This is a genomic window from Lewinella sp. IMCC34191 (assembly GCF_003390935.1).
In the GTDB taxonomy this organism is placed as follows: domain Bacteria; phylum Bacteroidota; class Bacteroidia; order Chitinophagales; family Saprospiraceae; genus Neolewinella.
In genome coordinates, this window is the sequence record NZ_QNQZ01000006.1 from 315,155 (window position 1) to 338,786 (window position 23,632).

Here is a 23,632-nt window from a genome sequence, read left to right on the forward strand (position 1 = left end):
TTATCACGTGATGTTCAATTACACTTCAGAAGTTTACACTTTAACTCATAGATTAGTCCGTCGACACCATCAGCATCCTAATGCGACTGATTCACAAAGAGTAAGTTATACCATTACTCCTGATAATGGGGAGCTTAATGCATCCTTAGAATGCCCAACTAGATTATTATATGTGGTAGTATTCGAAAATGAGATAGTCTATATTGGCGAGGCAAGGTCAAGTCTAAATACTCGGTTGCATCGAGGCTTTGTTGCTTACAGGCATTATTTGCGAACCGGCAAGGCTCGTAATGGCTACAAGGGCTACAAATGGATTGAAATATTGAATAACAACAATGCTAGTGAACTAAAAATCTACTCCTTTCTTTTTGAGAAAGAATTTGATCCTGAAGAGAGGCGGTGCGAAATTGAAGCAGTCGAGGGTGAGATGGCTTATTTGGTAAGGGGCATTCTGGACAAATGGCCAACCTATCAAAACGAAATTCATTTTGGAAATCACAAGGGGGCACCCGCAACAGCTAAGGCTATTATTCAAGAAATCGCAGAATCACTGAATTGGGATTGAGTCTAGCCTTTTGCGCTAGGCTTATTGTATTTATCGGAAACAAGCTAAATGAAACTACAACAGATACTCGACGGGGTAGAATCCCTTGAAATGGTCATGCCCGAATTTCAGCGGGAGTACGTATGGCGCAAGGACCAAGCCAAGAACCTAATGCTGTCCATGTACAAAGAGTACCCTACCGGGTGTTTGCTATTCTGGGAAACCAATACGCCCCCGGAGATCAAAAATGCCGCCGTGGATAATGAGCGGCTAGGGCTCACAAAGGTCATCCTAGACGGGCAGCAACGGCTGACTACCCTATACATGCTGCTTCGTGGCGAAATTCCTCCATACTATACCGAAGCGGACATCCAAAATGACCCAAGGAACCTGTCCTTCAATTTGCTGACTTCGGAATTTCAGTTTTACAAAAAGAGCGTCATGTCGGGTGACCCCTGTTGGCATCCGGTGATCGACTGCTTCAACACGGAGAAAGTAGATGCCTTTGACGTAGCCCAGTCGTACACGGACACGCGGGAGGACGCGGACTTCAAAACCGTCATGCAGACGGTGAGCAAGAACCTCGGAACGCTCCGCTCGATCACGGAGCGGGACTACCCCATTCTGACCGTGCCGAAGTCCGCTACAATTGACGAGGCCATCGATGTATTTGATAACGTGAACTCCGAGGGAACCAAGCTGACCGCGGCCGAACTGGTACTGACGCACGTGGTAGGCCGCTGGCCGCAGGCCCGGCGTGTGATGAAGGACAAGATGGCGGACTTTAAGGACCGAGGCTTCGACTTCACCTTGGATCAACTTACGCGAATGCTGGTCATCACACTGACCGATTCCGCCCTGTTCAAGGAAAATACGAAACTGCGGTACGACAGCTTCACGAAAGAGGATTACCAGTCGGCCTGGAGCAAAGTGTCCAAGGCGCTGGATTACCTCATTCCCATTCTCAAACAGGACGCCTACATCACTACTACGGATGACCTAAGTACGAACAACGTGCTTATTCCGGTGGTAGCCTACCTGGTCAAGAACGGAAATCGCTTTACTACCCAACTGAAGTATCGCTTCATCAAATGGATGATGCTGGCACTCATGTGGGCTCGGTACTCCGGCCAGACCGAGCAGCGACTGGATAAGGACGTTAACATCATCTACAATACACCGGGCGACTTCATTGACGAGCTGATTAAGCAGATCGAGGATCAGCGGGGGCGGATCGAAGTAAAGGCCTCCGATCTGGAAGGCAGAACGGCCGGACATCCGCTATACCGTATCCTTTACATCATTACGAAAGCCAACAAAGCGGAAGACTGGTCGAAAGGCGGGCCGATCCACGACACAATCGGAGATCACAACAGCATTCAGAGCCACCATGTATTTCCAATCAACTATCTCTACGGAAACGGTTACGACGGCCACAACCACATGCACCGCAAAACGGTCAATGAGATCGCCAATCGGGCTTTCATCACGCGCGATACCAACTACGGCATATCGGATATGGCACCGCGAGACTACTTCCCGATGGTGCTGGAAGCCTACCCCAATGCGCTGCAACAGCAATTCATTCCAGATAACCAGCGGCTCTGGACGGCCGAGCGCTACGAGGACTTTCTCAACGAACGGCGCAATCTGATCGCCGATGCCATCAACGATTACCTGAAGAACCTACAGGTAAAATCGGAGAACCTAAAGTCGTCGAACGGCAAAGCTACCGCTATGGACTGGTCGGAATACGTCCGCCGGGAAGAAGATTATTGGATGGAGAAAAAGAGTAGCCTTCGCATCTGTCTCCGGCAGGATAAGCCGATGGACTACATTGAGCACGGTATTGTGAAGACAATTAATGCGTTTCTCAATACAGAAGGCGGCACTCTGCTTATTGGCGTCAGTGATGAGGGAGAGGTGCTGGGACTCGAAAAGGATTTCGCCTCATTCGGTAGCAAGGGAAAGGATGGCTTCCTGCTGCACTACGATAACCTGATCGATAAATCGATTGGCAAGGAGCAGCATGCCCATCTCGACCTGAAGTTCGTACAAGTAGAAGGGAAGGAGGTGGCCGTGGTCAAAGTTGACGCTAGCAATAAGCCTGTCTATCTGAAAAAAGGTAAGGACCTGGAATTTTACGTGCGCAATGCGGCTTCATCTCGGGCATACAATATGATGGAAGCGAACGAATATATCAACAAGCACTGGTCGCGGTAAAATATCTATTTATTGACGTTATGCGAGCGGGGTGTTATTTACCTTGTGACCTGCCAAGACAGATCACCCGTTCGTTAACAATCTCCAGCAATCTTTTTTGCTCGTCGAGACTGAAAGAGGTGGCTAGTGATTTCGGAGCGCTAAGTGAAAAGCTTCCTGGATTTGCCATCTTGGGACGGTTTTAGGCAATCCGTTCTCTAAGAAGCCCGGGACGACCATTTTTACAATCGGCTCTGGTCGCAGCAGGACGTACTGGAGCAGATCTATCGCAACTACGATAAGCTGAGTGAGGAACGGCGGGCGCGGGTGCCGTTGCGGCGAATTTGGGCTCTGGTTTCTGAGGGAGAAGGGTGACCCGCTACTCTTCTTCTCCCAAGACTCGGTGTACGTCTTTTCGTTCGGCTACTCGCTCAATCTTTTCAATCTCCGACACGTCGATGTACTCAAAGCTGGGAACCTTGCGGTACTGCTTCCAGCTGTCATGCTGCTTGGGATGCGTGCGCGGATCGGGTTCCTTGCTAATCAGGTAGTGAACGTCCTTCGGGGTTTGTAGCGCCAAGCTCAAAAAGCTGGAGGCATCCTGGTTGAGCCAATTCACCGGCCGGTAAGGATCGATGACCTTTCCAAAGTAGTCGACGCCGTTGCGCCCGAAGAGGGATACTTTGACGGGGATTTCTACGCGGGGATTTATGGTTTGGTCGACGCGTACATTCTGGTCGAAGCGCTGCTTGATGATGGGGCGATCTTTGATTTCCAGTAGCAGACGACGGTCATCGCGGGTCCGGTCATTGTCCGGAATATCGTCAATCTGCTCTTTGTAGAGAAATTCAAAGGTTTGCTCGGTACACTGCAGTTCAATCCCTACCGGCTTGCTGAACTGAATCAGATTCTTTTGGTAAGTAGCCAGCTGGTTCAGGTAGCGCTCGGATAGCCACCGTTGGGCTGAGGCTTCCTCAATCTGGTCAAATAAGCCGGTATCCCCGGCGACTCGTCGGTCGGAAAACAGGCTCTTGAGATTGCTAAGCGTCCATTTGATCCCAGTTCGCACGCCCGGTTGGACAAGTTCGCCGATCACTTTCAGCTTGCGCGCTGAATAGTCGTAGCGTACCACCTGGGCTTCTGGTTCCATCATGACCATAGCGATCGCCAACCGGTCCTGGGCGGCTGCGTTGGTTTGCACGTAGATGACGGAATAGAAGGATCTCATGACTGACTGGCGGATGCGGCTAGTTGGACTAGATGTTGTCTCCAAACTTTATCCAACCACGCTTGGTCAAAGATAGTTTGCGCACACCGGTCGATCAAGTCGGGGCAAAGACGCGACCATTCAGGCGGCATCTCAGCTATGATACGGGGGAGTTCATGCTGGCAGGACGCAACATTTTCGGTAAAGGTCTGCTTACTGGCTTCGTCACGGCAGTACGAACGGATTCGCTGCTGACCGACGAACGATTGGAAAACGGGCGTCGCGGAAAGGCTCTCGTTGTCGGTCTGAAGGGTCAACGGATCACCGGGCGACCCGTGATCAAACAGTCGCTCGTGGTCGATCGGTATGAACCCAGTGTTCGGTGGAAATCGGTAGAGCAAATTGTAATTATTCCAGTTCCGATCGTTGTTAGCCAACCAGAGGTCAAATAGCGCCAGATGGATAAGTTCGGTATCCGCTTCCGTCTGGCGGACCTGGTACGCCCCTGCCATTGCCTCGGCATCCATTACGTAGGTTGCATCGGGGATAAAACTACTTCCGAATGCCGGTCTGCTGAATTCGTAAGCAGTTAACCGACGGTGCAATCCGTCCGGAATGTGAGCTGGGTTAATGTCTATGATCGCAAAATCAGGTACGGGTAAATTCCAAAATTTCAAGAAATGGCCACCCAGATATTCCCGGATCACGGTTTCGTCTGATGGGGTGGCCTGCACCTTTGTGACGTAATAGTTTAGATCGTTCGCCCGCACCTGAATAGGGTTATATGCGGTACCTAGAAATATTTTGCCGGGCTGAAGGGTCTCTATACTATGTAGCCTTGGGGCGGTGTACATGCTACAAGTATACCTGTTTTGTAGCCGATAAGTATCCGGGCCAGCGCGGTCGGACACCGCTCTTTGCTTGCGAGGCCCGAGGCAGCATTGTATCCGCGCTCCGCCGCCCAAGTGATTTTTCAGTTTTTGGTCTAGTTTGAAAATTGAACCGATATAGGTCGCAGAAATCAGCTGTTTTTGCAAGCTAAAGCAAGCTTCCTTGCAGAATACTGGGGAAAATGCAAATTGCTACCTTGCCACAAACCTGCTCTAATGTCCCAATCCGCCATAGTCTCCCGTGTTTGGTCCTTCGCTAACGTCCTGCGCGACGACGGCGTAGGCTACGGTGACTACCTTGAGCAGATCACCTATTTGCTCTTCCTGAAAATGGCGGATGAGCTGACCAAACCACCGTACAGTAAGGAAATTCACTTCCCTCACCTCAAAGACGTTGAGGGTAACGAAGACCCGACCGGTGACCGCTGCAACTGGGAAACCCTGAGCAGCAAACGCGGCGCGGAACTGGAAGCCTTCTACGGACAGATGCTGCGCAGCCTGGCGACCGAGCCCGGCATGTTGGGACAAATTTTCGTGAAGAGTCAAAACAAGATTCAGGATCCGGCGAAGCTGCTGAAGGTCATCAATATGATCGACGAGCAGGAGTGGAGCTTACTGGATGCCGACGTTAAGGGGGAGATTTACGAGGGACTACTCGAGAAGAACGCTGAAGACACGAAAAGCGGTGCCGGACAGTACTTCACCCCGCGGCCGCTGATTCGCGCAATGGTGGCTTGTCTGCAGCCGGAACCCATGAAGACGATCGTCGACCCCGCCTGCGGAACGGGTGGGTTCTTCCTGGCGGCCTACGATCACGTAGTACGGGAAAACGATCTGGACCGGGAGGCTAAAAAGTTCCTGAAAAACGACACCTTCCACGGCAATGAGATTGTGGCTAATACCCGGCGGCTCTGTCTGATGAATATGTTCCTACACAACATCGGTGAAATCGATGGGGAGCCTACCATCAGTCCTAACGATGCGCTAATTAGCGACGATGGCAGCCGCTACGATTACGTACTGGCTAATCCACCCTTCGGCAAGAAGAGCAGCATGACCATTACTAACGAAGTCGGAGAGCAGGAGCGGCAGGATTTGTCTTATAACCGGCAGGACTTCTGGGCCTCGACCAGCAACAAGCAGCTCAACTTTCTGCAACACATCCGCACCCTGCTCAAGACGAATGGAAAGGCTGCGGTAGTGTTGCCTGACAACGTGCTCTTCGAAGGTGGCGCGGGAGAAACGGTTAGAAAACAACTGTTGCGGAGCACCGATCTGCATACGATACTCCGCCTGCCCACCGGCATTTTCTACGCCCACGGCGTAAAAGCCAATGTCCTTTTCTTCGACAATAAGCCCGCCGCCCGCGATCCCTGGACTAAGGAAGTATGGATTTATGACTATCGCACGAATATCCACCACACGCTGAAGAAGCGTCCGCTACGGCTTGAGGATTTGCAGCCCTTCATCGACTGTTACAAACCCGGCAACCGCGCTGCTCGAAAGGAAGAGCCGGAAGGCCGGTGGCGGAAATTTACCTACGACGAGATCATCGCCCGCGACAAAACCAACCTCGACATCTTCTGGCTGCGCGACGAAAGTCTGACCGACCTGGAAAATCTGCCGGAGCCGGACGTACTGGCGGAGGAGATTATTGAGAGTCTGGAGGCTGCTTTGGAAGGCTTTCGAAGCGTAGCCGGTGAGCTACAGGAGAACTGACTATAGAGCGATGCAAAAAGGAACAGGCAGTGAAAAGCGTTGGGAGAACCTCAACGTCGCGTTGGAAAACTACCGCCTCTACTTGAATCGCAAACAGGGTGCAGAACTATCAATCATCGATCTGCTATACATCTCGAATTTTAAGGGCGGGAATGCATCAATCACTGAGGAAGAAGCATCGATAAGCGAGAAGCTGCCGGAATACGACAAGCAACTGAATCTTATACGGGATAAGTTTGGTAATGCTGAGCTGCGTGATCTATCCGAATCAAGTTTAAAACTTCTCATTGAGCGGGTGGAAGAAACGCTGCAATTGGCATCTTCTGAAAAGACGTGTATGCGTGGATTCGGACCCTCTTATTTGAGCGCGTTGTTGCACGTTCATTTTCCTGATTTGATTCCTATTCTGGACCGCCGGATTTTAATTAATAGCGGGCGGGTCAAGCGGGACGATGTGCATCGTAACCTTCAGATAAAGGATATCGCAAGCCATGCAGAGAAGTTGATCCGCTGGTTTCATCGTGAACTGCAAGGCAGGCCGGAGTCGCTGCGTGACATGGACCGGCTGCTGTTTATCTAGGCTTTGGATGAGGAAAGTCTTGACAAGTGAATTTGTGACTGGTGAGAAGTTCCTCGCTAGCACTATCTCTGGCAACACTTTTTATGTGCGAATGCCGACCCCCTAATCCCAAAATAATCGGTCATTTTAGGAGTATGATCCTAATATCGCCGGTTTCCCCAGGTTCGTAATCCCAAAATCTCCACCGCCCGCAAACGCAGAGGAAGATCAATCGAGAGTAATAATGACATAGCCTAGGGTGACCATTTTCGAGTGGATTGACTTGATTTTGGGAAAATTTTCAAGTTGAAGAACTTGAAATGGGGCTTGAGTTCATGCTTTCGGCTCGTGACCTGATGATCTGAATAATCGTGGTCATTTAATGTATCCGCTAGCGAGGGGTGGATACTGCGCGGTCGGAGACCGCATCCTACTGCCGCGGTCGGAGACCGCATCCTACCGCGCGGTTGGAAACCGCGTTGTACTGCGCGGTCGGAGACCGCCACTACCAGCTCAGCCCCTCCCCAAACTCAAATAGGCCATAGCCCGCTTCCTCATCGTAGCCCGGTACGTCCGACAACTGCGCCTGCGCCGCCGCGTCCGACGTCGGCGTGGTGAAGGGCATTTTTCCACTAGGCGCGTACGCCCCGGTGAGGATATCCAGCACGGCCTCGGGAGTCGTGCCGAAGGTGGCCAGGACGGCCGGGATCTGCGGGTCGCCGTCCGTGTAGAGCTCGTCGATGGCCCAGGGGTTGCTGTAGTTGATGAGGAGGACGGTCGGCTTGTCGGCCATCAGTTGGCGGACCGCCGCTACGTCGATGCCGTTCGCGGAGAGGTTGACGTGTAGGGGGCTGCCGTCCGACTGGAACAGCGACTTGCCCCGGGGCAGCAGCCACAGCACCACCCGGTCGGCCGCGGCGGGGTCGTCGACGAACTCCACGGGCCAGTCTGCGGCAGCTTCGGGGCGGTAGACCGTTACCGGATCGCCCTCGCGGCGCGGCAGGTAAGTGGCGAAGTAGACCTTCGTGCCCGCCGCCAGCGGCAGGGCCGCTTCGCCGGCTACCTCCCCGTTGCGGAGCAGCACGATCGACTTCCGGTGCGCCTCCGCGGCCCGCTCCCGGAAGGTATCCTTACCGACCGTAGCGGTAGCGGCCGCCGGATTCACGTAGGGATCCTCGAAGAGGCCCAACCGAAATTTCTCCAGCAGCAGGCGGTAGACCGAGTCGTCCACGGCCGCCTCCAGTTCGGGGTAGGTGCGCAGGGTTTCCAGCAGCAGGGCCGGGTCGGCGGTGCCGGAGAAGAGGTTGACGCCGGCCTCCAGGACCATTTTGTAGCGCTCGGGAATGCTCAGTTCCTCCACGCCCCAGGGCATCATCTCGATCGGGCCGGTATCGCTATTGATGATGCCGTCGAAGCCGAGCCGCTCGCGCAGCACGCCCTGCAGCACCTCCCGGTTGTAGGCGTACGCCAGTTCCGGAAATTCGGTGCCCGTCGGGTAAGAATAATAGGGCATGATCGCCGAAGTTCCGGCCTCGATGGCCGCCCGGAAGGGGATCAGGTTGTCTTCGAAGCGGCCGCCGGGGAAGACCATCCGCTTGCCCCAGTCGAAGTGGGGATCTTGTCCGCCCTCCGCGGCACCGCCCCCGGGGAAGTGCTTGGTGGTCAGGGCGACGGAGCGCAGGTGGAGGGCCTCTCCCTGAAAGCCCAGGACAATCTCGCGCATCATTCGCGCCGCCAGCTCGGGGTCCTCCCCGAAGGTGCCCTCGGTCCGCTGCCAGCGGGGGTCGGTCGCCAGGTCGGCCATGTACATATAGCCCTTGCGCAGACCGACGGCCGTCCATTCCTGCCGGGCCGCGTCGGCAAATTCCCGCACCAGCTCGAAGTCGCGCATCGCCGCCAGCCCCAGCTCCCCGGGCCAGGCGGTGAAGGCGGAGGTGCCTACGTTCAGGCCCGCGGCCACGTCGACCGCAATATGGTTGCGCGGATTGGAGGCCACGATGGCCGGAATGCCCAGTCGCTGCTCCTCGCAGAGCGCCTGCAGGTTGTTGGCCCACTCCGCCATGATGTCCGGTTCGGTAGTGGCGCGCAGGATGAAGTGGCGGCCGTGGAATTCAGTCACCGCCTTCGTCGTCCCGGCCGAGCTCATCATCGGGGCGTCCAGGGGCTTGCGGGTGAAGATGTTGGTTTCGCTCACCTGGTCCTCCTCGTTGAAGCCGCTGGCAATGGGTTCCCCGTTTCCCGGCCCGAAGCCCGCGTCGTTCTCCATCCGCGTCGTGCTGATGAGCATGAAGCCGGCTTTTTCTTTCAGGGTCATCCGACCCACCAGGTCGCGGCTGCGCTCCTCGGCGGTTAGGCGCCAGTCTTCATAGGGGTCGAGGGTATCGTTGCGGTTGAGATCCTTGAAGGATTGGCCGTCTACGGTCAGGAGGGCTACCGATCGGTAAGCCAGACGGGGCGCGGCGGCGGCGGCATCAGCCACTTCTCCGGTGGGGTTGCGCCCGCAGGCGGTGAGCAGCAAACCCATACCGAGCAAATAAAGCGAAAGATTGTAAGCGTGCATGATCGACAAAACTTAGACCCGCCCCGTAGGGAAGGTAGAGTTTTCTCGCTGCTTGTGTCCTTTCAGGGCGGCACGGCTCCCCCAAACAAAAGAACCCCCACACGAATTACGTGCGGGGGTCCTTCCAAATCCGGTCAGCAGGGGCCGTAACCCCTACCCTATCATCGATCGCCGTCAACCGACAACCGAACTACTTCACCTCCACCGAGCCGATCGGCCGCAGGGTGATCTCGCGGGCGGCAAGGTCAATGCCGGCGGCTGGATCCTCGATGTCGGGGGGCGTGGTGTTCTCGTCGTTGGGATCGACGCCGGGGGTACCCCGCTCCAGGTCGTAGCGCTCACCGAAGGGAATGGCGCCATAGCCGAGATCACGCATGGAAGCGGCCGTGATGTGACTCAGGGGATTTTCACCCAGGTTCAGGAAGCCGGTCATCAGCTCGTTGCCCAGGACGGATTCACGCCAGTGGCCCAGCGCCGTACCCGGGCCGCCCGTGTCTTCCACCGGTAGGAGCTTCCTACCTCCCTCCAGCTTCCAGAAGATGTTGCCCAGTTTTCCGGCGTAGTAGGGATTGGTCTCCTCCCCGCGGAGTAGGTCGCGATCGCCGTAGTCCCACAGCGTACCTACCCCCAGTACGTGCCCCATTTCGTGGATGATGACCTCTTCGAACAGGCCGAGCTCGTCCAGAAACGCCAGGTCATCCACGTCGAAAAACATGACCCCCGACAGCGGCAGGTTGTCACTGTTACGGATGTAGACGGGACCGGCCTGCCCCAGGATGCCACCGGGACCGTCGATTGGCGCCAGGGCCACCTCGATAATGAAGTCGTCCACCGTGCCGTCAGCGGCAGGGGGAAAACCTACGAAAGCCGAAGGGATCGTACCGGTGATGGACGGTACGTCCTTGATGATGATGCACTCCCAGCGGGCGGCGGCGTCGTTGAAGACCCGCTCCTGCTCTTCGGTGACGGGCACGATAAACTTCAGACTGATGTTGAAGCGACCCCGGTCCGGGCCACCGGCCTGGGTGGCGCGCCGCTTCTTGCTGAGGTCTTCCAGCTCCTCCTCCTTGCTGGCGTGGATGGTCACCCACTTATCGGGCCTCGGCGCAAGCTGGATGATCTGCTGCGGGGCGGCCTCTTCCCCCAGTGAGGCAATGACCTCGGGGTCTTCCGTACAGGCGGTGAACAGGACGGAACAAAGCAGGGCGGCACAGAGCACCCTGCCAAAGTTGACATAGGGTAAAGCTTTACGTTTCATCAGGTAAAGGATTGGATTATGGGTTGTAGTGAATAGGTGTAAAATGCGCCGATTCCTTTGTTCTGACAAGATTAAAGGTCGGCGAAATGACAAGATAGTTTAGGTCATGATGACATGCCAATGCCAGGACGCCGAAATGAAATTGATCGAAATTCTGTCCGCCGCCTGCCTTTTAACTGCCTTTCATAGCTCCGGCAAAGAGATTATGTTGTAAAGACTGAAAATGACCGTCTTTTCCCTGCTTGCTAATTCGAATGGAGATGGACAGGTAGGCGGAGCGGTCGGCCTTGGTGGGTGGGCTGATTGGGTGTCGTCCGGAATGCAGTTGAGAACCGTTGACGTAGCAGTTGCCATTCGAGACCACCTCGTGAAAATTGAAGGGAGGTCGCGCACCTAAACATTAGAAAACCAAAATGCCCAAACAAAAGAACCCCCACACGATCCACGTGCGGGGGTTCTTCTAAATTCGGTAAGCAAGGGCCGTAACCCCTACCCTATCACCGATGATCGATGGCCGAAACCGGCAACCGAAAACCGAATCAATTACTTGTCATTAACCGAGCCAATCGGCATCAGGGTAATCTCGCGGGCGGCGATGTGGATGCCTTCGCCCTCGTTTTCGGCCTCGTCCATGCTGGCGGGATCACCGTTGACGGGTACGCCCATGGCGCCTTCGGGCAGGTCGTAGCTTTCGCCTACCATGGCGGCACCGTAGCCGAGGTCACGCACGGAGCCGGCGGTGATGCGGCTGAGGGGGTTCTCGCCGCGATTCAGGAAGCCGGTCATCAGCTCGTTGTTAAGGGTAGCTTCTTTCCAGTGGCTGAACTGGGTACCGGGGCCGAAATCATCCTCGATGGGCAGCTCGTAGGTGCCGCCTTCGGCGTTCCAGAATACGTTGGCCTGCTTGCCGTCGAAGTAGGGAAGGTCGTCCGCATTGAACTCCCGGAGGCTTCTGCCGCCGAAATTCCACAGCGTACCGATGCCGAGTACGTGGCCCATTTCGTGGATGATGACCTCCTCGAAGAGACCGAGCTCGTCCAGGAACGCCAAGTCGGCAACGTCAAAGAACATGACGCCGGAGAGGGTTAAGTTATCGCTGGTCCGTACGAAGCGGGGACCGGCCTGACCCAGGATGCCACCGGCACCGTCGATCGGCGCCAGGGCGACCTCGATGAGGATGTCGTCCACGGTGCCGTCAATGGCCGGGGGGAAACCGGTGAAGGCGGAGGGGATGGTGCCGGTGAAGGAAGGCACATCCTTAATGATGATGCGCTCCCAGCGGGCGGCGGCGTCGTTAAAGACCTGCTCCTGCTGCTCCGTGACCGGCACGATGAATTTGAGGGTAATGTTGAACCGGCCGCGGTCGACGCCGGGCGCCGTGGTCGCGCGCTTGGCTTTGCCGAGCTCTTCCATCTGGGCGACGTCGCTGGCCTCGATGGTGACCCATTTATCGGGGTTGGGGGCCAGTTGGATGATATCCTGCGGAAGGGCTTCTTCCTGCGGAGCAATGGTCTCTTCTACGTCCTCCGTACAGGCGGCGAAGAGCAGGGGGAAAAGGAGGGCGGCGCAGAAGGCCCGCAACAGGGTGGTGGAAAATTGTAAATCTTTGAATAGCATACAGTCCGTGACTTGAGTTCAGGTAATTGCGTTGGTTAGAAAGCGCTGCTCCCTAGAGGTTGGTTAACCCAAACGGGCCCTCTGGGGGTGGGCGAAAGGTAACCAGCCCATTAGCCCGATCCTAATGCTAAGCGGTTGTAAAAAAAACTCATCGGGGTTTAGTCATCCATTTGGCGTAAACCCCCTTTTCACGAGGCTAAAGTCCAAAAATCGCCGTAGCCTCCCGCCCGCGGCGAGGGAAATTACGTGTTTAGCCATCGTATTTAAGCGAGTGCCCTCACCCTGTGTGGGTGGACGCGGGAAAAGGTCCCCGTCCGTACATCCACCCGCCCCGGCCGATGATGCAGGAACGCATTTATAAGCCGGTAGCGCGATTCGCATTTTACCTGCGCTCCGCCGCAAAAAACATCTGCTACATCAGATAGAACTCCTCCGGCTCCACCTTCGGCGGCAGTTCCGTTTCCCCCAGCAGCTGCCGGATGTTGATGTCGATCGTGCGGCTGATGGCCGACATCGGCGTATCGGTGGGCAGGTTCTCGAAGGGGTCCTGCAGGAGGTAGGCGGCCTTCTCGAGGAAGAAGAAGACCATGGCGATGAGCAGCACGATCAGTACCTCCATGACGACGCTGAGCGTAAAGGGCACGGAGAGGATCAAAAAGATGACGAAGAGGTAAATAGCCGCGTGCAGCCCCTTGCGGTAGTTGGTGGGGAAGACCGTGTTCTTGATCCGCTCGCACTTGCCCATGGAAGCGGTGAGGCGCACCAGCGTCTCGTCGATCTGTAGCCGACTGAAGTTGTCCAGCAGTTCCGAGCCGCTCAGTTGCTTGGCCGACTCGATCTGCCGGCCGAGGATGCCGAGGGGGACGTTTTTATGCCGGGCAAGTGCCTGCAGTTCTTCGGCCGGGAGGAGTTCGCCCAGGTCCTGTAGCGGATCCTGTTCCCGCAGCGAACGGGTCAGGGCGTAGCACCAAGCGATCTGCCGGTAGGCCATGTCGCGGACCGCGGGGTTGCCGTCCTCCAGGTACAGTTGCAACTGCAGCACCAGCGAGCGGGAGTCGTTGACGATGGCTCCCCAGATCTTGCGGGCCTCCCACCAGCGGTCGTACGACTGCCCGATCTTGAACGACAGCAGGATCGAGATCGCGATACCCAGGGTCGTGGCGATGTTGATCGGGAATTCCGGCAGGCGATCCTCCAGGACGAGGGAGAGCAAGTCGAAGGCCGTCGCGCCGACGAGCACCACGAAGAACGGGATCTTGATCTTGTCGAAAATGTACTCGATCGGAAGAAACTGGCGTATGATCATTTGGCGGGGGGAATAAATGCGCGGGAAATGCCCCGCAAAGAAAAGAAGGCCGGGGGAGTTGCGCCCGGACTAGCCGGCCAGCATACGCAGCACCTCGTCCACGTCCAGCCCGGCCGATTTACCGGTACCGGCCAGCATGCGGTCGGCCAGGTCGCGCTTGTCGTCGTGGAGGGCGAGCACCCTTTCCTCGATGGTGCCCTCGGTGACGAAGCGGTAGACGGTCACCGGCCGTTGCTGTCCGATCCGGTGGGCGCGGTCGCTGGCCTGGTCCTCGGCGGCGGGGTTCCACCAGGGGTCCAGGTGCAGGACGTAATCGGCCGCCGTCAGGTTCAGCCCCGTGCCGCCCGCTTTGAGGCTGATGAGGAAAAGCTCACCCTCGCCGGCCTGAAAGGCATCGACCCGCCGCGCCCGCTCCTTGCCCGGCGTGGAGCCGTCGAGGTACTGGTACGGAATGCCGGCCGCCTTCACCCACTCCTCGACGATTTTGAGGTGCTGGACGAACTGGCTGAAGACCAATGCCTTGTGCCCGTTGTCCAGCAGCTCGCGGATCGTCTCGCCCACCAGTTCGAGTTTCGCGCTGGGCAGGGCGCTTTCCGGCCGCACCAGCCGCGGGTGACAGGCCGCCTGCCGCAGCCGGGTCAGCTGCCGCAGCACGATGAATTTTTTCTTTTCGGGCGGCGCTTCGTTGATCTCCTGCAGCGCATCCCGGCGCAGGGCCTCGTACAGGGCGGCTTCCTCGGCCCTGGGCGAAACCGAAAGGACGACCTCGGTCTTCGCCGGTAGTTCTTTCAGTACCTCGTCCTTGCGCCGCCGCAGGATGAAGGGCTGCACCAGCCGGCGCAGCTGGTCGCCGAGCATGCTGTTACCCCCCGCTATCGGCACCCCGTAGTGCTCGTTGAAGGCTTTACGACTGCCCAGCAGCCCCGGATTGAGGAAGCGGAACAGGCTCCACAGCTCGCCCAGGTGGTTCTCGATCGGCGTACCGGTGGTGGCGATGCGGAAGTCGGCCCGCAGGTCACGCACGGTACGGGAGCGCTTGGTCGTCGGGTTCTTGATGGCCTGCGCCTCGTCGAGCACGATGGTGGCGTAATCGATTGCCCCCAGTTCGTCGGCCACGTAGGTCAGCAGCCCGTAGCTCACCAGCAGCAGGTCGCCGGGCCCCAGTTCATCGATCAGGTGCACGTCGCTGCGCTTGGCCAGCAGGAGGGGTCGGAGGGCCGGCGCGAAGCGTTCGCACTCCGACCGCCAGTTGCGCACCACCGAGGCGGGGGCGAGTACCAGCGCGGGGCCGAGCTTCGCACGTTGGGTGAGTATGGCCAAGGCCTGGATGGTTTTGCCCAGCCCCATATCGTCGGCCAGGCACGCCCCTACCCCCCACTCCGCCAGGCGGCAGAGCCAGTCGTAGCCCTCCCGCTGGTAGGGCCGCAGCTCCGCCAGGAAATTTTTGGGGGCGGCGGGGCGCAGGTAACGAGCCGATTCAATACGGGCAAGGGCTTCGCGCCATGCATCATCGTTAGTCACCTCCCCGAAGTCTTCCACCAAATCGGCAAAGGGCTCGGCGGCCAGGGCGGGCAACTGCAGGCTTTTGCCCCGGTCGTGCAGCATCCCCTCCAGTTGTTCCATCCGTTCGCGCAGCTCGTCGGTCAGCGCGATGAACTCGCCGGCTTGGAGTTTGACGAATCGGCTCTTGTCGTTGCGTAGTTGCTCGAACAGAAGCTGCAGGTCGAGTACGCGGTGTTCGTCAAGGATCACCTCGCCGCTCACTTCGAACCACTCGCGCTTTTTACCGACGCGGAGTTTCATATCCTCGAAGTCGGCCACCTTATCCAGCCGCAGGGGTTGACCGCGCGGGTATTCTACCTCCACTTGGCCGGCGCTGACCGGGACCCGCAGTTCGAGCAGGAAGGCCAGCGTGGCTTCCTCATCGTCCAGTTGCCATTCGTAGTGACCGGCGCGGGGCGTGCCCAGCGCGGGGCAGGACTCGATCAGCTCCCGGGCCTCCCTGGCCTCCGCTTCCAGGTCCCGCTGCAGGATGCGCCGCCCCTCGTCAACCGCCACCAGGCTGCGCTGCATGCCCTCCCCCGGCGGAAAATACAGCGGCAGACCGGCCAGGGGTCGAACCAGCAACTGGACCTGATATCCATCCCCCAGCGGCACCAGGTGTACGCTGAGCCGCGGCGCGCCCTCCACTACGGGCAGGTCGCTACGCAGCAGGTCGGTATCCGACTGCACGCTCACGTCGTCGCGCATCCCCTCCACGGTAGCTTCGAGCCGCTCGCGGGCGGAGGCGGGCACGTCGAGTCCGTAGCCGACCGCCCGGCCCAGGGCCGCCTGCCGCTCGCTGAGGGCGTACGCCACCCAGCGGGTGGGGGTCGTGCGTTTCAGCTGGTAGCGGCCGGGGCTCTCGACCGGCGGATCGAAGCGCAGGCGGAGGGTCTCCCCCTGATCCGCCACCGTTACGGCGGGCTCGCCCCGCTCCACGGTCAGGGGCAGCCGTTTGCTTTCGCCGAGGTAAAGGTGGGGATGACCGGCCAATTCGTAGAGCATCCGTTCGAAGAGGACGACGATCAGCTCCTCCTGGATATAGTAGTCCGAGCGGACCGGGCGGCCGTCGGCGTAGAGCAGCCCGAAGACGGCATTCAGATCCTCCGGCTTCCGGTGCCGGCGGTGCTGGGCGCCAAAGAGTTCGCTCCACTTCAGCTTGCGTCCCTTGGAATAGCCCTTGGCGCCCAGCTTCTGTTCCTTGGGGTAGATGTCGCGCTGGTTATCATCGACGATCCAGACGGTGCGGTAGGCCGGAAGGTCCTGGTAGGTAGGACGGGTATTTCGTTTGCCCGAGGTAAGCTGTTCGACCTGCCGGAGGGCACTCTCCCAGCGGGGTCGGCCAGGCTGCAGGCCCAGCAGATAGGTAAAGCCGTACCGCTCGGCCAAGGCGTCGGCTTTGCGCTGCCAATCCGCCCGCTGCGGATGGAGGGGGTAAAGCGCGGCCAGGGCATGTAGGGTTTCGCCGTAGACCCAAGGCAGGCGAGTGAGCCGGTCGAGTTCACCGATAGTCGCCTCCCGGAATTCGTCGGGCAATCGCAGGCCCGTCCAATGGGCTACCCAGAGCAGTGCCAGCGTGTCGAGGCAGGTCACCTCCGGCCCCTGCTCGATCACGAGGGCGAGTTCGTTTTCCTCCGGGGACCGGCCCTGACGTTCGTCCAACCAGCACCATAAAGCCTCGATGGCGTTGGGGGCCGTGGCCTGGCTATATCCGTGCAGGACCTCCTCGATCTCCGCCGCACTGGCCGCACCGGAACGGTAGGCTGCCATGAACAGCGGCACGTCGATGAAGTCGGGCTCCCCCTCGGCGGCCGTCAGCCGGGCGTGCAGCAGCTCCGAATCGATCTGCTCCCCCGACACCAGCCTGCACAGCAGGTCGAGATCCAGGTGGGCGTCGCGGACTAGTTCGTCCTTCAAGATGGTGGGGAGGGCAAACAAGCCGGCTCGTTCCGCCAGGCGGAAATTATCGTAGCCGAGCAGATCGTCCCGCCGCAGCAAATCGACGATGAGCTGCTGCCCGCTTTCGTCAAGGTCGAAGGGTTCGCGACCGCCGCGCTCTAAAATAGCGCGGCGGAAACCGGTGTCGCGCCAATTCCAGAAGGCCGGCTCGGTGATCCGGAGCAGGGAATCGAGCAACAGAAAATCCCGCGACCCATACCAAACGCGCCGATTAGCAAACTCCCACGCCGCCTGGAAAGCCGGGAAGTCATTAGCCAACAGCGCGAGCCCCCCAACGGTCGGATAACTGGCGCGGAGGGAGAAGTTGCGTCCCGTCGTATCCGCCTCCTGCCGGTATACGCGCGCCGCGAGCCGGGGCAGGTAGGGGTTGTCCGCGGTTCCCCGCCAGGCAAGCAATTCTTCGCGCCGGGCCGGGGGGCAAGTAACGTAACCATATACGGACAGCAATCCGGGCACCAGAGATTTGAGGTGGATGCTCACCAGGTCCGGCGTGAAATCCCTACCGGTCGATTCTTTTATGCCTTCCGCATTCAGCAGATCGGCGAGCCGCGCTACGGGTACGTGATCCTCCGATACCAGGACGGCATCCAGGCACGCGGCCTGGTCTTCGGTGAGCGAGGGTAACTGCATGCCCGCAATCTACGGCACCTGTTTCTCACGCGCCCCGTCGCCCGTAATGTCCCCCTACTGGTGGACCACCTCTATTCCTCCTCGGCTAAGTGGAGGAAGGCTTCCTCCTCACCGAGCTTGCGGAATAGCGCCCACTTCAGTACCTCGGCCGCCCCCAGGGGATTGGAATCGTCTTGAAAATAGTTATCGAAGGGACCGGCCGCAGCTGTGTCAGTAGGGAAATTGGCCAGTACCGGATCTTTGACGTAACTGTACAGTTCCGCCATATCCCGCTCGGGCAGGCCGACGAGTACAAGATCCTCGACGAGCCGGAAGATTTCCTTTCGCTGCCCCCGGAGTGCCGCGAGGCGGATGGCTACGGCACTGAAATCGAGGAAGTCCGTGTAGTAAAGGAGACCGTCTTCCGGGCGGTCGTGGCGGTGCAGCCGGAGCGAAAAGCCCGCCTCCTCTGCGGCGTTCCGGAAGGCTTTTTCGTCCGCGATATTGCGCATCGCGCGGGTGGAGGTTTCCGGATCCGCACGGTCGCCCTGCAGCACCTCCACGCCGTATGCATCCCACAGGTGGTCGAGCTCGAAGTCTTCCGTTTCGTACAGCCAGTCATCGGCGTCGTCTTCCGCCAAATTTTCAACGTGATTCTCCCGGAGCTCCGTGAGGTAGCCGCCCCGCTTGTGGTAGGTACGCACCATGTCGCGCAGAAAAGAAAAGACGATGATGTACAGCCGTTCAAGGTTCGGAATGGGCCGTCCGGCCGGATCCGGCTCCGTTCTGCCGATCAAATCATCGTCCGCATCTTGCTCCTCGCGGTTCAGTAGCTCCTCCCAGATATCAGCCAATAACTTCTCACGCAGCATCCCGGTAGCGGTGGGCTCGGGCACCTCCCGCCCGGCGCCGGTGGCCCTGAAGTACTTCAGGTACTCGCCGTAGACCCACTCGACATCCCGGTCGCGTAATTGCGCATGTCGGTCCACTACGGCGTACACGACCGACTCGATGGTTTGCACCAATGGGCCGAGGGTTGGATGGAGGCTCTGCATTTGTGTCCGTTGGAAAAGCCGAATATATACCATTTGCCTGACCACCACGTAGCCACCACGTGGAAGCTTTTCGGGTGGGCGCCGGAGCGCGGGAGTGATGGCATGGCCGCAATTTAAGAATGGCTTTTTACCTGCGCTCCGCCGCCATCGATCGGATGTACCCGGACCGCAGTTTTTCCCGTTTGGGAAATTTGGCTTATTTTCACCCCATCGCGAAGGCGTCATTCTCGATTTTCCGGTGGTATAGCCGGCGATCGCGGTGTGACGGCTTCGGCTTTAAGCATCTATACAAAGGACTGATTTCGTCCGCCCATCCGGAGTTCCCCAGGCTACCGATCCCCCAGTTTGTTTTTGTTCCTACACCCCGCTTTCCACGGAGAAAGTCGGCAGGTTCCCGTGCACCGTCGTGACCGGGAGCCCCGCTGTCCCCGGTGGCCGGGCGGCGGTGTGCGACGAAGACACGGGCCGGATGATTTCATCTAAAACCATGACGCATGCCATTACACTTTTACTCGCAAACCCCCGATCGGGGCCGATTTTCATTCCCTACTAACTCTCGCCTCCCCTTTCTGCTGCTGCTCCTCGCGCTGTTCATAGGGTCGGCGGCGCACGCACAGCTATTTCGCCCGGTGGATTCGCCGGACCTGAACCGGCGCATCAGCAGTCGGGATACCGACCTGAGGGAGTTTAGCCTACTGACCCTCGACGAAGCCGAAGCCGCCCGACTAATAACCGAACAACCGACCACGCTACGGGTCGACCTGCCCAACCCCAGCGGCGGCAACCTATCCCTGGACCTGGCCCGCTTCGATCTGCTGGGCCCCAACTTCCAGGTCATCGAAATGCCCGCCAACCGCGTCGTAACCGACACCCCAGAAGGTGTTTTCTATCGCGGCAAGGTGCTGAACCAGGCCGGCTCCTTCGCCGTCCTCAGCATCATCGATAGCGAGGTGATGGGACTGGTCAGCCTGCCCGGGCAATCGGGTGAGCTGAACCTGGTCAGCCTGGAGGACGAAGACGCCTACCTCCTTTACGACGACGTCCAGATCAAGGACAAATTCAATGACCTCGACTGCACCGTACTGGAGCCGGACGACGTCCGCCAGCCGATCGACAAATCGAAGTCCGAAGGCATCGTCGGCAAGGTAGACGGCTGCTTCGGCATCTTCCTCGATATCGGCCAGGAAGTGTACATCGAGCAAGGCGGCACGAACGGGGCGGTCGCCTTCATGCAGGGCGCCTTCGCGGAGGTAGCGACGCTCTACGCCAACGAAGCGATCGACATCACCATCAGCGGCACCCAGGTGTGGACCACCCGCGAACCCTTCTACAAGAATCTCGATCAGTACCGCTCCTACCGCGCCGGTAACCGCGTGGACGGCAGCGTGGCCCACTACGTGCACCGCGGCGGCGGCGGCGGGGTCGCCTACCTCGACGTGCTTTGTAACGGTAGCTACGGCTACGGGCTTTCCGGCATCGACAACGGCTACCGGGCCGTGCCCAACTTCTCCTGGACCGTGATGGTGCTGGCCCACGAACTCGGCCACAACTTCGGATCGCCACATACCCATGACTGCGCCTGGAACGGCAACAATACCCCCATCGACAACTGCTACTCCCCCAGCGGCGGATGTGCCGCCAACGGCGTGATTCCCCAGGACGGCGGTACCATTATGAGCTACTGTCACCTCACCGAGGTCGGGATCAACTTCACCAAGGGATTCGGCACCCAACCGGGTAACCGGATCCGGAGCCGCGCCTCCAACGCCGGCTGTAGCGGCTTTGACTGCGGCACCGGCGGCGGTGGCGGCGGAACCGGTGGAGGCGACGACACCGCCCTCCTGCCCGACGGTCAGTACTACATGACGGCCCGCCACAGTGGCCGGCAGCTGCGCATCGACCGGGGCAGCCAGGCGGACGGTGCGAATATCATACAGTTCCGTCCCCGCGACCTGCGGTCGCAGAAGTGGAACCTGACCCACCTCGGCAACAATGTATACCAGATCGTCAACGAGCACAGTGGCAAGGCCATGGACGTATCCGGCATCAGCACGGAGGATGGCGCCAACGTCCATCAGTGGAGCTACGTCGGCGGTGCTAACCAGCAGTGGCGGCTCGAATCGGTCGGCGACGACTACTTCCACGTGATCGCCACCCACAGCGATAAATGCCTGAATATCGAGGGCGCGTCCAAGTCGAACGGGGGCAACGCCGTCCAGTGGCCGTGTACTACCGAAACCAACGACGACTTCCGCTTCGTACCCGTAAACGGCAGCCTGGTCACCGGGACCACCGATGAAATGCAGGTAGACCTGTATCCTAACCCCGCTAACGGAGGGGTCCACCTCGAACTGCGCCTGGGCCAGGACCGCGAAGCCGGTCAGGTCACCCTAAGCGACGCCCAGGGCCGCACCGTGGAGGAGTGGAACTTCCGCGCCCAGGCCGGCACCCACGAACTGGACTTCGACGTCAGCAACCGGGCCGCCGGACTCTACCTGATCCGGATCCGGGCCGGCGAGCAAACGATCGCCCGGCGACTCGTCGTGACGGAATAGCGCCCGAACTACTGCGTCCTTCGTAAAAAGGCCCGACGACATCCCCGAATGGACGGATGTTGTCGGGCCTTTATTTTTACGGGTATCTCGGGTCCCCTAAGCCTTGATCGTGTGGTGGACCCCGTTGCTACGCACCGTGGCCCGGTCCGGTCCGGCGGCGTGGTACTTCAGGGCGTAGACCGACTTGTACGAATCCGGGTCCACGGCCAGGACATCCAGCTGGTTGCGGGTAGCCTCGGTCAGGTAAGGCAGCAGGGGCTGATCGACCTGGCTCAACCGGCCGATGCTCCGTAGAATCTTGGCGTCCCAGTCCTGGTAGTGGCGGTCGAAGTCGCCGGGGCCGATCCGTTTGCGACAGCCCGCCGAGGGGCATACGAGATCCATGGGCTCGTCCAGGTTAAAGATGCCGTACTCGTCGGTGATCTGTTCGCCCGCTTTGATGGGGCGAATGGCCATTTCGAAGCCGTAACCGGTGCTGATGGTATTGCAGTTGCAGCAGTGGTTCACGTACTTGGCGAAGTCCCAGCTGACGATACGGTCGCCGTTCTCGTCGATGTAGGAATACTTGTCGACAACCTCCCGCATTTCCGGACCGTGGCCGGCATAATCCTGGGGGGTGATCACCAACTCGAGGCTATCCTTAACGTAAACGATGGTGCCTTCCGGAATATCGGCGGTGGCAAAGACGCCGTAACCGATGGTAGGGTTGATGAATTGCAGACGGGTGTTTGGATGGATCATGGTTGCGCCACGGGGGTTTTTAATCGCGGCGGTATAAAAATAATATCCCTGGGTATACGGTGGTGAAAAATTTTCACGGGGGGCGGTTGGGCGGTTGTCGGATGTCGGTTGTCGCGCGGTAGGTGTTGGAGGGGTAGGCGGAAAAAAGAAAAGCCCCGGCGGGGCCGGGGCTTTTTATTATAGGACACTATAGAACAAAACACAATTTTATGCGACCCGCGGGTCTGATTTCTGATCGTAAGCAATCAATGGTTTGTCGCTTTCGATGATACAAATGTAGAGGCGATCAAAGTAGCTACACGTGATCTGGATCACAACCGGGGTACTTTTTCTTGGAAAATTTCGAGGAGAGTAGATGTCAGCAAAGTCATTGCATCGCTACGCCCGGAAAAAAGAAAAGCCCCGGCGGGGCCGGGGCTTTTTATCTAAATGACACTATAGAACAGAACACAATTACACGAGACAAAAGTCTTATTTCTTATCGGAGGCAATCAATGGTTTGTCGCTTTCGATGATACAAATGTAGGGGTGATCAAAGTAGCTACACGTGATCTGGATCACAACCGGGGTGCTTTTTTTTGGAAAATTTCGAGGAGAGTAGATGTCAGCAAAGTCGTTGCATCGCTACGGCCGGAAAAAAGAAAAGCCCCGGCGGGGCCGGGGCTTTTTATCTAAATGACACTATAGAACAGAACACAATTACACGAGACAAATAGTCTTATTTCTTATCGGAGGCAATCAATGGTTTGTCGCTTTCGATGATACAAATGTAGAGGCGATCAAAGTACCTACACGTGATCTGGATCACAACCGGGGTACTTTTTCTTAGAAAATTTCGAGGAGAGTAGATGTCAGCAAAGTCGTTGCATCGCTACGGCCGGAAAAAAGAAAAGCCCCGGCGGGGCCGGGGCTTTTTATCTAAATGACACTATAGAACAAAACACAATTACACGAGACAAAAAGTCTTATTTCTTATCGAAGGTGATCAATGGTTTGTCGCTTTCGATGATACAAATGTAGAGGCGATCAAAGTACCTACACGTGATCTGGATCACAACCGGGGTACTTTTTCTTAGAAAATTTCGAGGAGAGTAGATGTCAGCAAAGTCGTTGCATCGCTACGGCCGGAAAAAAGAAAAGCCCCGGCGGGGCCGGGGCTTTTTATCTAAATGACACTATAGAACAAAACACAATTACACGAGACAAAAAGTCTTATTTCTTATCGAAGGTGATCAATGGTTTGTCGCTTTCGATGATACAAATGTAGAGGCGATCAAAGTACCTACACGTGATCTGGATCACAACCGGG

General features: G+C 57.9%; 14 protein-coding genes. 5 read left to right on the forward strand and 9 right to left on the reverse strand.

The genetic code is table 11. The features are described 5' to 3' along the window. Positions 1–10: 10 nt before the first annotated feature. Both DRW39_RS22280 and DRW39_RS13735 read left to right on the forward strand, forming a co-directional pair. Positions 11–565 (forward strand): hypothetical protein, encoded by a 555-nt coding sequence (locus tag DRW39_RS22280; RefSeq protein WP_157976112.1) that lies wholly within the window; start codon positions 11–13, stop codon positions 563–565. A gap of 48 nt (positions 566–613) precedes the next feature. Next, positions 614–2,767, forward strand: coding sequence for a DUF262 domain-containing protein (locus DRW39_RS13735; RefSeq protein ID WP_116107626.1), 2,154 nt, complete (start codon positions 614–616; stop codon positions 2,765–2,767). 358 nt (positions 2,768–3,125) lie between these two features. On the opposite strand, the gene DRW39_RS13740 is transcribed toward DRW39_RS13735, so the two are convergent. After that, entirely contained in the window at positions 3,126–3,974 is an 849-nt protein-coding gene (locus tag DRW39_RS13740; RefSeq protein ID WP_116107627.1) for a hypothetical protein, read from the reverse strand. Continuing rightward, the gene (locus DRW39_RS13745) at positions 3,971–4,990 is read right to left on the reverse strand and encodes a HipA family kinase (protein ID WP_157976113.1); all 1,020 of its coding nucleotides are present in this window, start codon (positions 4,988–4,990) and stop codon (positions 3,971–3,973) included. Before DRW39_RS13745 ends, DRW39_RS13740 begins: the two co-directional genes overlap by 4 nt. A 69-nt stretch (positions 4,991–5,059) precedes the next feature. Here DRW39_RS13745 and DRW39_RS13750 point away from each other — a divergent pair, with 69 nt between their 5' ends. Both DRW39_RS13750 and DRW39_RS13755 read left to right on the forward strand, forming a co-directional pair. After that, positions 5,060–6,562: a class I SAM-dependent DNA methyltransferase gene (locus tag DRW39_RS13750; RefSeq protein ID WP_116107629.1), complete on the forward strand. Its 1,503-nt coding sequence runs from the start codon at positions 5,060–5,062 to the stop codon at positions 6,560–6,562. A gap of 10 nt (positions 6,563–6,572) precedes the next feature. Beyond that, entirely contained in the window at positions 6,573–7,142 is a 570-nt protein-coding gene (locus DRW39_RS13755) for a hypothetical protein (RefSeq protein WP_116107630.1), read from the forward strand. 484 nt (positions 7,143–7,626) lie between these two features. On the opposite strand, the gene DRW39_RS13760 is transcribed toward DRW39_RS13755, so the two are convergent. The 6 genes from DRW39_RS13760 to DRW39_RS13785 form a co-directional block, all read right to left on the reverse strand. Then, positions 7,627–9,681 carry a glycoside hydrolase family 3 protein gene (locus DRW39_RS13760; RefSeq protein ID WP_198664888.1) on the reverse strand — a complete coding sequence of 685 codons (2,055 nt, stop codon included), beginning with the start codon at positions 9,679–9,681 and terminating at the stop codon, positions 7,627–7,629. A gap of 190 nt (positions 9,682–9,871) precedes the next feature. After that, the gene (locus DRW39_RS13765; protein WP_116107631.1) at positions 9,872–10,939 is read right to left on the reverse strand and encodes a leishmanolysin-related zinc metalloendopeptidase; all 1,068 of its coding nucleotides are present in this window, start codon (positions 10,937–10,939) and stop codon (positions 9,872–9,874) included. A 543-nt stretch (positions 10,940–11,482) separates the two neighbouring features. Then, the gene (locus tag DRW39_RS13770; RefSeq protein WP_116107632.1) at positions 11,483–12,556 is read right to left on the reverse strand and encodes a leishmanolysin-related zinc metalloendopeptidase; all 1,074 of its coding nucleotides are present in this window, start codon (positions 12,554–12,556) and stop codon (positions 11,483–11,485) included. Between the two features lie 412 nt (positions 12,557–12,968). After that, entirely contained in the window at positions 12,969–13,862 is an 894-nt protein-coding gene (locus tag DRW39_RS13775) for a bestrophin family protein (protein ID WP_116107633.1), read from the reverse strand. A gap of 69 nt (positions 13,863–13,931) precedes the next feature. Beyond that, complete coding sequence (locus tag DRW39_RS13780; protein WP_116107634.1) at positions 13,932–17,993, reverse strand: DEAD/DEAH box helicase; 4,062 nt, start codon at positions 17,991–17,993, stop codon at positions 13,932–13,934. Between the two features lie 71 nt (positions 17,994–18,064). Further along, positions 18,065–19,027 carry a hypothetical protein gene (locus tag DRW39_RS13785; RefSeq protein WP_116107635.1) on the reverse strand — a complete coding sequence of 321 codons (963 nt, stop codon included), beginning with the start codon at positions 19,025–19,027 and terminating at the stop codon, positions 18,065–18,067. Between the two features lie 494 nt (positions 19,028–19,521). On the opposite strand from DRW39_RS13785, the gene DRW39_RS13790 reads away from it, so the two are divergent. Next, positions 19,522–21,582 carry an RICIN domain-containing protein gene (locus DRW39_RS13790; protein WP_116107636.1) on the forward strand — a complete coding sequence of 687 codons (2,061 nt, stop codon included), beginning with the start codon at positions 19,522–19,524 and terminating at the stop codon, positions 21,580–21,582. A 96-nt stretch (positions 21,583–21,678) separates the two neighbouring features. Here DRW39_RS13790 and DRW39_RS13795 read toward each other — a convergent pair whose 3' ends face one another. Continuing rightward, positions 21,679–22,323, reverse strand: coding sequence for an SET domain-containing protein (locus tag DRW39_RS13795; RefSeq protein WP_116107637.1), 645 nt, complete (start codon positions 22,321–22,323; stop codon positions 21,679–21,681). Positions 22,324–23,632 lie beyond the last annotated feature (1,309 nt).

Bases quoted from the DNA above. Each gene is read 5' to 3' on its own strand.
- DRW39_RS22280 (WP_157976112.1), top strand. From the start codon at position 11: ATGTTCAATTACACTTCAGAAGTTTACACTTTAACTCATAGATTAGTC.
- DRW39_RS13735 (WP_116107626.1), top strand. From the start codon at position 614: ATGAAACTACAACAGATACTCGACGGGGTAGAATCCCTTGAAATGGTC.
- DRW39_RS13740 (WP_116107627.1), bottom strand. From the start codon at position 3,974: ATGAGATCCTTCTATTCCGTCATCTACGTGCAAACCAACGCAGCCGCC.
- DRW39_RS13750 (WP_116107629.1), top strand. From the start codon at position 5,060: ATGTCCCAATCCGCCATAGTCTCCCGTGTTTGGTCCTTCGCTAACGTC.
- DRW39_RS13755 (WP_116107630.1), top strand. From the start codon at position 6,573: ATGCAAAAAGGAACAGGCAGTGAAAAGCGTTGGGAGAACCTCAACGTC.
- DRW39_RS13760 (WP_198664888.1), bottom strand. From the start codon at position 9,681: ATGCACGCTTACAATCTTTCGCTTTATTTGCTCGGTATGGGTTTGCTG.
- DRW39_RS13765 (WP_116107631.1), bottom strand. From the start codon at position 10,939: ATGAAACGTAAAGCTTTACCCTATGTCAACTTTGGCAGGGTGCTCTGT.
- DRW39_RS13770 (WP_116107632.1), bottom strand. From the start codon at position 12,556: ATGCTATTCAAAGATTTACAATTTTCCACCACCCTGTTGCGGGCCTTC.
- DRW39_RS13775 (WP_116107633.1), bottom strand. From the start codon at position 13,862: ATGATCATACGCCAGTTTCTTCCGATCGAGTACATTTTCGACAAGATC.
- DRW39_RS13780 (WP_116107634.1), bottom strand. From the start codon at position 17,993: ATGCAGTTACCCTCGCTCACCGAAGACCAGGCCGCGTGCCTGGATGCC.
- DRW39_RS13785 (WP_116107635.1), bottom strand. From the start codon at position 19,027: ATGCAGAGCCTCCATCCAACCCTCGGCCCATTGGTGCAAACCATCGAG.
- DRW39_RS13790 (WP_116107636.1), top strand. From the start codon at position 19,522: ATGCCATTACACTTTTACTCGCAAACCCCCGATCGGGGCCGATTTTCA.
- DRW39_RS13795 (WP_116107637.1), bottom strand. From the start codon at position 22,323: ATGATCCATCCAAACACCCGTCTGCAATTCATCAACCCTACCATCGGT.